Origin of the sequence: Nitratireductor sp. ZSWI3 (assembly GCF_024655565.1) — a bacterium.
GTDB lineage: Bacteria > Pseudomonadota > Alphaproteobacteria > Rhizobiales > Rhizobiaceae > Nitratireductor.
Genome location: NZ_JANKOF010000121.1, coordinates 1 through 12,607 on the forward strand (window position 1 = coordinate 1; position 12,607 = coordinate 12,607).

Annotated in this window: 6 protein-coding genes; 1 reads left to right on the forward strand and 5 read right to left on the reverse strand. The window is 63.6% G+C overall.

The features are described from left to right. Positions 1 to 89 precede the first annotated feature (89 nt). From fusA to rpsL, 3 genes are read right to left on the reverse strand one after another with little or no spacing between them, the layout of a single operon-like run. On the reverse strand, positions 90 to 2,180 hold the full coding sequence (fusA, locus tag NUU27_RS23075; protein ID WP_257764650.1) for an elongation factor G: 2,091 nt from the start codon (positions 2,178 to 2,180) through the stop codon (positions 90 to 92). Between the two features lie 27 nt (positions 2,181 to 2,207). After that, positions 2,208 to 2,678, reverse strand: coding sequence for a 30S ribosomal protein S7 (gene rpsG, locus NUU27_RS23080; RefSeq protein ID WP_257764651.1), 471 nt, complete (start codon positions 2,676 to 2,678; stop codon positions 2,208 to 2,210). Between the two features lie 60 nt (positions 2,679 to 2,738). Continuing rightward, entirely contained in the window at positions 2,739 to 3,110 is a 372-nt protein-coding gene (gene rpsL / locus NUU27_RS23085) for a 30S ribosomal protein S12 (RefSeq protein WP_007010616.1), read from the reverse strand. Between the two features lie 470 nt (positions 3,111 to 3,580). On the opposite strand from rpsL, the gene NUU27_RS23090 reads away from it, so the two are divergent. Further along, positions 3,581 to 3,862, forward strand: a complete 282-nt coding sequence (locus tag NUU27_RS23090; protein ID WP_257764652.1) for a transcriptional regulator — start codon at positions 3,581 to 3,583, stop codon at positions 3,860 to 3,862. 99 nt (positions 3,863 to 3,961) lie between these two features. Here the strand turns inward: NUU27_RS23090 and rpoC are convergent, their stop codons facing one another. Beyond that, positions 3,962 to 8,158 (reverse strand): DNA-directed RNA polymerase subunit beta', encoded by a 4,197-nt coding sequence (rpoC, locus tag NUU27_RS23095; protein ID WP_257764653.1) that lies wholly within the window; start codon positions 8,156 to 8,158, stop codon positions 3,962 to 3,964. Positions 8,159 to 8,307: 149 nt separating this feature from the next. Continuing rightward, the gene (gene rpoB / locus NUU27_RS23100; protein WP_257764654.1) at positions 8,308 to 12,447 is read right to left on the reverse strand and encodes a DNA-directed RNA polymerase subunit beta; all 4,140 of its coding nucleotides are present in this window, start codon (positions 12,445 to 12,447) and stop codon (positions 8,308 to 8,310) included. Between the last annotated feature and the right edge of the window lie 160 nt (positions 12,448 to 12,607).

The following is a 12,607-nucleotide window of genomic DNA, read 5'->3' on the forward strand; positions in this document are numbered from 1 at the left end:
GTGAGCTCTCCATTCCTTGTGCCCGTCCGGGCTCTCTCAATTCCGACAATTCGCGCCGGACGTCCGATGGCGGACGTCCTGCCGGCGCATCAGGCGTATTTCTTCTGGATCTCCTGCGCGACCGCGCTGGGGACCGGCTCGTAGTGGTCGAACTGCATCGTGTACTGGGCGCGGCCCTGAGACATCGAACGCAGGCTGTCCACGTATTTAAACATGTTGGCGAGCGGCACCATGGCGTTGACCACGGTGGCGATGCCGCGGGCTTCCGTGCCCTGGATCTGGCCGCGCCGCGAGTTCAGGTCGCCGATCACGTCGCCGACATAATCCTCAGGTGTCACCACCTCGACCTTCATGATCGGCTCGAGGAGCTGGGCACCGGCCTTCTGGGCACCTTCGCGGAACGCCGCGCGAGCGGCGATTTCGAAGGCGAGCACCGAGGAGTCGACATCGTGGTAGGCACCGTCGATCAGCGTCGCCTTGACGCCGAGCATCGGGAAGCCAGCCACCGGGCCGGACGAAAGAACGCTCTCGATGCCCTTCTGGACACCGGGGACGTATTCCTTCGGAACCGAGCCGCCGACGATCTTCGATTCGAAGAGGAAATCCTCGCCCTCGGGGTTCGGCTCGAACACGATCTTGACGCGAGCGAACTGGCCCGAACCGCCGGACTGCTTCTTGTGCGTGTAGTCGATCTCGGCCTGACGCGTGATCGTCTCACGATAGGCGACCTGCGGGGCGCCCACATTGGCCTCGACCTTGAACTCGCGCTTCATGCGGTCGACGATGATGTCGAGGTGAAGCTCGCCCATGCCGGCGATGATGGTCTGGCCGGATTCCTCGTCCGACTTCACGCGGAAGGACGGGTCCTCCGCAGCCAGACGGTTGAGGGCCAGGCCCATCTTTTCCTGGTCGCCCTTCGTCTTCGGCTCGATGGCGATCTGGATAACCGGATCCGGGAACTCCATGCGCTCCAGGATGACCGGCTTCAGCGGATCGCACAGCGTGTCGCCCGTGGTGGTCTCCTTGAGACCGGCGAGCGCCACGATGTCACCTGCATAGGCGACCTCGAGGTCCGAACGCGAATTCGAGTGCATCTGCAGCATGCGGCCGATACGCTCGCGCTTGTCCTTCACCGTGTTGGCCAGCGAAACGCCCTTGTTGAGCACGCCCGAATAAATGCGGCAGAAGGTGAGCGAGCCGACGAACGGGTCGTTCATGATCTTGAAGGCCAGCATCGACAGCGGCTCTTCGTCCGAAGACTTGCGCGAAACCTCGCCTTCGTTCTTCGGGTCGATGCCCTTGATGGCCGGCACGTCGACCGGCGAAGGCAGGAAGTCCACCACGCCGTCGAGGAGCGGCTGAACGCCCTTGTTCTTGAAGGCCGAGCCGCAGAACATCGGGAAGAACTTCACGGCGATCGTGCCCTTGCGGATGAGGGCGCGGATCTCGTCGTTGGACGGCATCTCGCCTTCGAGGTAGCGCTCCATGGCGCCCTCGTCCATCTCGACCGCAGCCTCGATCAGCTTCTCGCGATACTCTTCCGCCTTCGCCTGCATATCGGCCGGAATGTCGAGCACGTCCCAGGCGGCGCCGAGGTTCTCGGACTGCCAGATCAGGGCCTTCATCTCGATCAGGTCGATAACGCCGGCAAAATCGCTTTCCGCACCGATCGGCAGCTGCATGACGACGGCCTGCGCGCCGAGGCGCGTCTTGACCATCTCGGCCGAGCGGTAGAAGTCGGCGCCGATCTTGTCCATCTTGTTGCAGAAGATCATGCGCGGCACGCGGTACTTGTCCGCCTGGCGCCACACGGTCTCCGTCTGCGGCTCGACGCCGGCATTGGCATCGAGCAGCGCGATGGCGCCATCGAGAACGCGCAGCGAACGCTCCACCTCGATGGTGAAGTCGACGTGGCCGGGCGTGTCGATGATGTTGAAGCGGCGCTTCTGACCGTCGCGACCTTCCCAGAAGGTGGTGGTCGCAGCAGAGGTGATCGTGATGCCACGCTCCTGCTCCTGCTCCATCCAGTCCATCGTCGCGGCGCCGTCATGGACTTCGCCGATCTTGTGCGACTTGCCGGTGTAGAACAGGATGCGCTCGGTCGTCGTCGTCTTGCCGGCGTCGATATGAGCCATGATACCGAAGTTGCGGTAGTCTTCGATCTTATATTCGCGGGACATCGTCGTGTACCTCTTCGATCCGTTCGGCTACCAGCGGTAGTGCGAGAACGCGCGGTTGGCTTCGGCCATCTTGTGCGTGTCTTCGCGCTTCTTGACCGCCGTGCCGCGGTTGTTGGCCGCATCGAGCAGCTCGCCCGACAGACGATCGATCATCGTCGTCTCGTTGCGCTTGCGGGCGGCGGCGATCAGCCAGCGGATGGCGAGAGCCTGGCGGCGCTCCGGGCGGACGTCGACCGGCACCTGGTAGGTGGCGCCGCCGACGCGGCGGGAACGGACCTCCACATGCGGCGCGACATTGTCGAGCGCCTGATGGAAGACCCCCACGGGCTCCTGCTTGGTCTTGTCATGAACCTGGTCGAACGCGCCGTAGACGATCCGCTCGGCGGCAGACTTCTTGCCGTCGAGCATGATGGCGTTCATGAACTTCGTGACAACCTGATCACCGAACTTCGGATCCGGGTTGATCTCTCTCTTCTCTGCGCGGTGGCGTCGGGACATGTTCTTCGTCTCTTACCTTCGAGGCCCGGCTCAAAACAAAAGCGCCGAAGCCGGAAAATCCTACTTCGGACGCTTTGCGCCGTATTTCGAACGACGCTGCTTGCGGTTCTTCACACCCTGGGTGTCGAGCACGCCACGAATGATGTGGTAGCGCACACCCGGAAGGTCTTTCACGCGGCCGCCACGGATCATCACCACCGAGTGCTCCTGAAGGTTGTGACCTTCGCCCGGAATGTAGCCGATGACCTCGAACCCGTTGGCGAGGCGGATCTTGGCCACCTTGCGCATGGCCGAGTTCGGCTTCTTCGGCGTCGTGGTGTAAACGCGCGTACAAACACCCCGCTTCTGCGGGTTGGCCTGCATGGCCGGAACCTTGTTACGCTTCACCGGCGCAATGCGCGGCTTGCGGATCAACTGGTTGACGGTAGGCATCAAACCTTCCCTTGTTTCAAATTCCGTGTCTCAAGCCCGAGGGCCGCCTTGAGAAACAGCTTGCGTTCTCATGCACAAATCCGGGCCGCAAACCGCAATAGCGGTGTTGCCCGGACAAAAAGCAGAGGAAGCGTTGCCGCTTCATGCGCCGCAAATTCTGTCGCTCGCAAAAACGAACCCTGTTTGAGGCCAACTTCGGGGCGCGTCGCCCTGAAAAGGAAAGCCTCACATCGGCTCGGACGAAGCGGGTATTACTCGCATGCCGCCCAAGCGTCAACCCCGAACGAGCAATTATCGTGCGCTGCCGGCTCTCTGGGCTCCGCTGCCGCCGATTGCGATCGATTCTTGCCCGAACCGGGCGCATTTCGACGCAAAATGGCTGGCGCCTACTGTCCTTCGCTGACAAGGCATGTCAGAACCGCCGACATATATAGAGAGCGATTGCCAAACAGCAAGAATCAGGAAGCACCATGAGCGAATCCGCAGACAAGCCCGTCATGATCATCACCGGCAGGATCTGGAGGGACAAGGGATCGCAGAGCGAGGGCGTTCACGTGATGCTGATGGCCCCCGACGACGACACCGCCGTACGCATGGCGCTCGAGGCCCTCGCCCAGGAAGGCTATGCCGAAGCCGAGTTCGACCAGATCGGCGAGATGGAAGGCGAGCCCGACGAGGAGCCGCACCTGTCGGCCTGGCAGGGCGCCTGCGAAGGCGAGATCGCCATCGTCACCTTCGACGAACCGGAGTGAAGGAAGGGGTGCTGTGCGAGGTTATCGCCGCGCCCCCTACCCCATAAAAAAACCGCCGGGGCGGACCCCGGCGGCTCAAACTCCACCCGACGAGCGCGGTTACTCCGCGGCGCTCGTCATGTCGGCGATCATCGGATCGGCCATCTCGGCGCCCGAGGTCTTGCGACGCTCGTCGAGGATCAGGTCGTCCCGCGAGCGGGCGATGCGCCGGATCTGGCTCATCGCGCCACCCGTGCCGGCCGGGATCAGGCGGCCGACGATGACGTTCTCCTTCAGCCCCTGCAGCGTGTCGATCTTGCCGGCGACGGCCGCCTCGGTCAGCACGCGCGTGGTCTCCTGGAAGGAGGCCGCGGAGATGAAGGACGGCGTCTGCAGCGAGGCCTTGGTGATGCCGAGCAGCACCGGCTGGCCTTCCGCCGGCTTCTTGCCCTCTTCCACCAGACGCTCGTTGACCTCCTCGAACTCGACCGAATCGACGTGATCGCCGGGGATGTAGGTCGAATCGCCCTGCGCGGTGATCTCGATCTTCTGCAGCATCTGGCGAACGATCACCTCGATGTGCTTGTCGTTGATCAACACGCCCTGCAACCGGTAGACCTCCTGGATCTCGTTGACGAGGTATGAGGCCAGAGCCTCCACGCCCTTGATCGCCAGGATGTCGTGCGGCGCCGGATTGCCGTCGAGGATGAAGTCGCCCTTCTCGATCTGGTCGCCGTCCTGGAGATGGAACGGCTTGCCCTTGGGAATGAGATATTCCGCGGGCTCCAGAGTCGCGTCGTGCGGCTCGATGATGATGCGACGCTTGTTCTTGTAGTCGCGGCCGAAGCGGACCGTACCGTCGATCTCGGCGATGATGGCGTGATCCTTCGGACGCCGCGCCTCGAACAGTTCGGCCACGCGCGGCAGACCGCCCGTGATGTCCTTGGTGCGGGCGCTCTCGGTCGGGATACGCGCGATCACGTCGCCCGGTTTCACCTTGGAGCCCGGCTCGACGGAGAGCACGGTCTCCACCGAAAGCAGGAACCGGGCGTCGCCGCCGCGGGCCAGCTTTCCAACCTTGCCCTTGGCGTCGAGGATCGTCAGGGCCGGCTTCAGATCCGTGCCGCGCGGCGTCGAACGCCAGTCGATGACCTCGCGCTTGGTGATGCCGGTCGACTCGTCCGCCGTCTCCTGAACCGAAACGCCGTCCACCAGGTCCTCGAAGGCTACCGTGCCCTCGACCTCGGTGAGCATCGGCCGGGTGTAGGGATCCCACTCGGCGATGCGCTGGCCGCGTTTCACCTTGTCGCCCTCGTCGACGAACAGCCGCGAGCCGTAGGTCACGCGGTGCGAGGCACGCTCGGCGCCGCTCTCGTCATGGATGAGAACGGCCATGTTGCGGCCCATCACCACGAGGTCACCGTCGGAGTTGCGGACCACGTTGCGGTTGCGGATCTTCACCGTGCCCTCGAAGGAAGCCTCGAGGAACGACTGGTCGACCACCTGCGCCGTACCGCCCATGTGGAAGGTACGCATGGTGAGCTGCGTGCCCGGCTCGCCGATCGACTGGGCGGCGATGACGCCGACCGCCTCGCCGATGTTGACCGGCGTTCCGCGGGCCAGATCGCGGCCGTAGCAGACCGCACAGACGCCGCTGCGCACTTCGCAGGTGAGCGCCGAGCGGATGCGGACGGTCTGGATGCCCGCCTTCTCGATCGCTTCCACGTCGCGCTCGTCGATCAGGCGGCCGGCCGCGACGATCACCTCGTCGGTCGCCGGGTTCACCACGTCGTCGAGAGCGGTGCGGCCCAGCACGCGCTGGCCGATCGACGCCACCACCTGACCGGCATCGACGATCGGCTGCATGGTGAGGCCGTTGTCGGTGCCGCAATCGGGCACGGTGACGATGCAGTCCTGCGCCACATCCACCAGGCGGCGGGTAAGATAGCCCGAGTTCGCCGTCTTCAAGGCCGTGTCGGCCAGGCCCTTGCGGGCGCCGTGCGTGGAGTTGAAGTACTCCATCACCGTCAGGCCTTCCTTGAAGTTCGAGATGATCGGCGTCTCGATGATGGAGCCGTCCGGACGGGCCATCAGGCCGCGCATGCCGGCAAGCTGACGCATCTGCGTCGGCGAGCCGCGGGCACCGGAGTGCGACATCATGTAGACCGAGTTCATCGGCTTCTGGCGGCCGCTCTCGTCGAACTCGACCGCCTTGATGCGCTTCATCATCTCGTCGGCGACCTTCTCCGAGCACTTGGCCCAGGCGTCGACCACCTTGTTGTACTTCTCACCCTGGGTGATCAGGCCGTCGTTATACTGCTGCTCGTATTCCTTGGCGAGCGCCTCGGTCTCGGCCACCAGCTTTTCCTTGGTGTCCGGGATCAACATGTCGTCCTTGCCGAAGGAGATGCCGGCGCGGCAGGCATGGGCGAAGCCGAGCTGCATGACGCGGTCGCAGAAGATGACCGTCTCCTTCTGACCGCAATGGCGGTAGACCGTGTCGATCATCTTGGAGATGTTCTTCTTGGTCAGCTCCTGATTGCAGATGTCGAACGGCACGTTGTGGTTCTTCGGCAGCAGCTCGCCGACGATCATGCGGCCGGGCGTCGTCTCGTAGATCTGCGACACCTGGTTGCCCTCGGCATCGACGGTCTTGAAACGGCCCTTGATCTTGGTGTGCAGCGTGACGACCTTGGTCTCCAGCGCATGGTGCAGCTCGCCCATATCGGCGAACACCATCCCCTCGCCCGGCTCGTTCTGGTTCATGATGGACAGGTAGTAGAGTCCGAGAACCATGTCCTGCGACGGCACGATGATCGGCGCGCCGGAGGCCGGGTGCAGGATGTTGTTGGTCGACATCATGAGCACGCGCGCTTCGAGCTGGGCTTCCAGCGAAAGCGGCACGTGCACGGCCATCTGGTCACCGTCGAAGTCGGCGTTGAAGGCCGTGCAGACCAGCGGATGGAGCTGGATCGCCTTGCCTTCGATCAGGGTCGGCTCGAAGGCCTGGATGCCGAGACGGTGCAGCGTCGGAGCACGGTTCAGAAGAACCGGATGCTCGCGGATCACCTCGTCGAGGATGTCCCAGACTTCAGGACGCTCCTTCTCGACCAGCTTCTTCGCCTGCTTAACGGTCGAGGAATAGCCCTTGGCGTCGAGACGCGCATAGATGAACGGCTTGAACAGCTCGAGCGCCATCTTCTTCGGCAGGCCGCACTGGTGCAGCTTGAGCTCCGGACCGGTCACGATGACCGAGCGGCCGGAATAGTCGACGCGCTTGCCGAGCAGGTTCTGGCGGAAGCGACCCTGCTTGCCCTTCAGCATGTCGGACAGCGACTTCAGCGGACGCTTGTTGGCGCCGGTGATGACGCGGCCGCGGCGGCCGTTGTCGAACAGCGCGTCGACGGCCTCCTGCAGCATGCGCTTCTCGTTGCGGATGATGATGCCCGGCGCGCGCAGCTCGATCAGCCGCTTCAGACGGTTGTTGCGGTTGATGACGCGGCGGTAGAGGTCGTTCAGGTCCGACGTCGCGAAGCGGCCGCCGTCCAGCGGCACCAGCGGGCGCAGGTCCGGCGGGATGACCGGAACGATCTTCATGATCATCCATTCCGGCCGGTTGCCGGATTCCATGAAGTTCTCGACCACCTTGAGGCGCTTCAGAAGCTTCTTCTGCTTCAGTTCCGAGGTCGTCGAGGCGAGCTCGGAGCGCAGATCGCCGGCGATCGTCTCCAGCTCCATCGATTCCAGAAGATGATGGATGGCCTCGGCGCCGATCATGGCCGTGAAGGAATCCTCGCCATACTCGTCGACGGCGATGATGTATTCCTCCTCGGAAAGGAGCTGGTTCTCCTTCAGCGCCGTCAGGCCCGGCTCGGTGACGATGTAGTTCTCGAAGTAAAGGACACGCTCGATGTCCTTCAGCGTCATGTCGAGCAGCGTGCCGATGCGCGAGGGCAGCGACTTCAGGAACCAGATATGGGCGACGGGCGCAGCGAGCTCGATGTGGCCCATGCGCTCGCGGCGCACACGCGACAGCGTCACCTCGACGCCGCACTTCTCGCAGATCACGCCCTTGTACTTCATGCGCTTGTACTTACCGCACAGGCACTCATAGTCCTTGATGGGACCGAAGATGCGCGCGCAGAACAGCCCGTCGCGCTCGGGCTTGAAGGTGCGGTAGTTGATGGTCTCGGGCTTTTTGATCTCGCCATACGACCAGGACAAAATCTTCTCGGGACTAGCGAGAGAAATCCGGATCGAATCGAAAGTCTGTGCCGGCGCCTGAGGGTTGAAAAGATTCATGACCTCTTGGTTCATGCCGATCTCCTTTGCGGGACGCGTCGTCCCTTTTCAAACTTCGCTGAGACTCGCCGCCGCTCGTCCCATCGGTTCAAATGCTTGGCCGTTGTGCCGCCCTTTCAGGGAGGCGATGCGCCGCGGGTCGATGCCCGCGGCGCATGGAATGCCTATTCGGCCGCGTCCGGAAGCTGCTCCTGCTGCGCTTCCTCGATGCGGGAGTTTTCCAGCTCCACATTGAGGCCGAGCGAGCGCATTTCCTTGACGAGAACGTTGAAGCTCTCGGGAATGCCCGCCTCGAACGTGTCGTCGCCGCGCACGATGGCCTCGTAGACCTTGGTGCGGCCGGCCACGTCGTCCGACTTTACGGTCAGCATTTCCTGCAGCGTGTAGGCAGCGCCGTAAGCTTCCAGCGCCCAGACCTCCATCTCGCCGAAGCGCTGGCCGCCGAACTGCGCCTTGCCGCCCAGCGGCTGCTGGGTGACCAGCGAGTACGGGCCGATGGAGCGGGCGTGGATCTTGTCGTCCACCAGGTGGTGCAGCTTCAGCATGTAGATGTAGCCGACGGTCACCTGACGGTCGAACGGCTCACCCGTGCGTCCGTCAAAGAGCGTGACCTGGCCGCTGGTCTGCATGCCGGCCTGGGCGAGCATGGTGTTGACGTCGGCCTCATGCGCACCGTCGAAGACCGGCGTTGCGATGGACACGCCGCGCCGCATCTGCTCGCCGAGGCGGATGATGCTCTCGTCGTCGTACTGGCGCACCGGCTCGTTGCGGTCATTCTCCGGAATGATCGCCTCGATGGAGCTGCGCACCGGCTTGATGTCGCCGCTCTCCTTGTAGGCGTCGATCAGCGCGCCGATCTGCCTGCCCATGCCCGCGCAGGCCCAGCCGAGATGCGTCTCCAGGATCTGGCCGACATTCATGCGGCTCGGCACGCCGAGCGGGTTGAGCACGATGTCCACATGCTGGCCATCCTCGAGGAACGGCATGTCCTCGACCGGCACGATGCGCGACACGACACCCTTGTTGCCGTGACGGCCGGCCATCTTGTCGCCGGGCTGCATCTTGCGCTTCACGGCGACGAAGACCTTCACCATCTTCATCACGCCAGGCGGCATCTCGTCGCCGCGCTGCACCTTCTCGACCTTGTCCATGAAGCGCTGCTCGAGCGCCTTCTTGGACTCGTCGTACTGGGCACGCAGCGCCTCCAGGGCCTCCTGCTGCTTCTCGTCCTCGACGGCGAACTGCCACCACTGCGAGCGCGGGTATTCGGCAAGGACGTCGCCGGAAAGTGCCGTGCCCTTCTTGAAGCCCTTCGGCCCGGCAATCGCCTGCTTGCCGTCGAGCATGTCGGCCAGACGCGCATAGACGTTGCGGTCGAGGATCGACTGCTCGTCGTCGCGGTCCTTGGCCAGGCGCTCGATCTCCTCGCGCTCGATGGCCATGGCGCGCTCGTCCTTCTCGACGCCGTGGCGGTTGAACACGCGCACCTCGACGACCGTTCCGTAGGTGCCGGGGGGCATGCGCATGGAGGTGTCACGGACGTCGGACGCCTTCTCGCCGAAGATGGCGCGCAGGAGCTTTTCCTCCGGCGTCATCGGGCTCTCGCCCTTCGGCGTGATCTTGCCGACCAGGATGTCGCCCGGCTGCACTTCGGCGCCGATATAGGTGATGCCGGCCTCGTCGAGGTTCTTCAGCGCCTCTTCCGAAACGTTCGGAATGTCGCGCGTGATCTCTTCCGGCCCGAGCTTGGTGTCGCGCGCCATCACCTCGAACTCCTCGATGTGGATCGAGGTGAAGATGTCGTCGCGAACGATGCGTTCGGACAGGAGGATCGAGTCCTCGTAATTGTAGCCGTTCCACGGCATGAAAGCGACGAGCACGTTGCGGCCGAGCGCCAGATCGCCAAGATCCGTCGACGGACCGTCGGCGATGATGTCACCCTTGTTGATGATGTCGCCGACGCGCACCAGCGGACGCTGGTTAATGCAGGTGTTCTGGTTCGAACGCTGGAACTTCATCAGCCGGTAGATATCGACGCCCGACTGTGAGGCATCCACATCCTCCGTGGCGCGGATGACGATACGCGTCGCGTCCACCTGGTCGACGACACCCGTGCGGCGGGCAGCGATCGCGGCGCCGGAATCGCGCGCCACCACCGGCTCCATGCCGGTGCCGACGAACGGTGCCTCGGCGCGCACCAGCGGCACGGCCTGACGCTGCATGTTCGAGCCCATGAGAGCGCGGTTGGCGTCGTCGTTCTCGAGGAACGGGATCAGCGCCGCAGCCACGGAGACGAGCTGCTTCGGCGACACGTCCATCAGGTCGACATTCTCGCGCGGCGCCATCATCACCTCGCCGGCGTGGCGGCAGATGACGAACTCGTCGGCAAACCCGCCGTCCTTGTCGATCACGGCATTGGCCTGGGCGACGTAGTGCTTGGCCTCTTCCATGGCCGACAGATAGACCACGTCCTGCGTCACCTTGCCGTCGACGATCTTGCGGTACGGGCTCTCGATGAAGCCGTACTTGTTGACGCGGGCGAAGGTCGCAAGGCTGTTGATCAGACCGATGTTTGGGCCTTCCGGCGTCTCGATCGGGCAGATGCGGCCGTAATGCGTCGGGTGCACGTCGCGCACCTCGAAGCCGGCACGCTCGCGGGTCAGACCGCCCGGTCCGAGCGCCGACAGGCGGCGCTTGTGGGTGATCTCCGACAGCGGGTTGGTCTGGTCCATGAACTGCGAGAGCTGCGAGGAGCCGAAGAACTCGCGCACGGCCGCGGCGGCCGGCTTGGCGTTGATCAGATCCTGCGGCATCACCGTGTCGATCTCGATCGAGGACATGCGCTCCTTGATCGCGCGCTCCATGCGCAGCAGGCCGACGCGGTACTGGTTCTCCATCAATTCGCCGACGGAACGCACGCGGCGGTTGCCGAGATTGTCGATGTCGTCGATCTCGCCCTTGCCGTCGCGCAATTCGACCAGCGTCTTGACCACGGCGACGATGTCTTCCTTGCGCAGGACGCGCACCGTGTCTTCGGCGTCGAGCTCCAGGCGCATGTTCATCTTGACGCGGCCGACGGCCGACAGGTCGTAACGCTCTGCATCGAAGAACAGCGAATGGAACATCGCCTCGGCCGTCTCGAGCGTGGGCGGCTCGCCCGGACGCATGACGCGGTAGATGTCGAACAGCGCTTCCTGGCGCGACTCGTTCTTGTCGGCGACGAGCGTGTTGCGGATGTAGCCGCCGACATTGACATGGTCGATGTCGAGGAAGTGCACTTCCGTGGCACCCGTGTCGAGCAGCACCTTGAGAGTCTTCTCGTCGATCTCGTCACCGGCCTCGAGGAAGATCTCGCCCGTCTCGAAGTTGACGATGTCCTCGGCCAGATAGTTGCCGAGCAGGTCGTCCTCGGTGGCGCGGATCGCCTTCAGGCCCTTCTCGGCCAGTTGCTTGGCCTGACGGGCGGTGATCTTCTTGCCGGCCTCGACGACCACTTCGCCGCTGTCGGCGTCGATCAGGTCGGTCGTCGCCTTCAGGCCGCGGAAACGCTCCACCGAATAGGGCACGCGCCAGCTTTCGCCGTCACGCACATAGGTGAGCTGGTCGTAGAAGGTCGACAGGATCTCCTCGGCATCCATGCCGAGCGCCATCAGGAGCGAGGTCACAGGGATCTTGCGGCGGCGGTCGATGCGCGCGTGCACGATGTCCTTCGAATCGAACTCGATGTCGAGCCAGGAGCCGCGATAGGGGATGACGCGCGCGGCAAAGAGCAGCTTGCCGGACGAGTGGGACTTGCCCTTGTCGTGATCGAAGAAGACGCCCGGCGAACGGTGCATCTGGGAAACGATCACGCGCTCGGTGCCGTTGACGATGAAGGTGCCGTTCGACGTCATGAGCGGCATGTCGCCCATGTAGACGTCCTGCTCCTTGATGTCCTTGATCGACTTGGCGCCGGTGTCTTCATCGACATCGAACACGATCAGGCGCAGCGTCACCTTCAGCGGCGCGGCAAAGGTCAGATCGCGCTGACGGCACTCGTCGACATCGAATTTCGGCTCCTCGAACTCGTAGTTGACGAATTCGAGCATTGCCGTTCCGGCGAAATCCGAAATCGGAAACACCGACTTGAACACTGCCTGCAGTCCCTCGTCCGGACGCCCGCCCTGGGGCTCCTCGACCATCAGGAACTGGTCATAGGATGCCTTCTGAACCTCGATCAGGTTCGGCATCTCCGCAACTTCCGGGATCTTCCCGAAGAATTTGCGTACACGCCTGCGACCATTAAACGTTTGGGTCTCGGCCATCGTTGCTCCTTGCCCTGCCTGGCTTGCCTGCAAAACGTGACCGCCGCAACAGGCGGTCTCGTACAAAACGGATAAAAACCCGTTTCCTGAAGGCCGCTTGCGGCCCACAGGAAAGAGGTTTGGGTCAGTCCTCACTAATCCGGTCCGCGCGCCCGAAGGC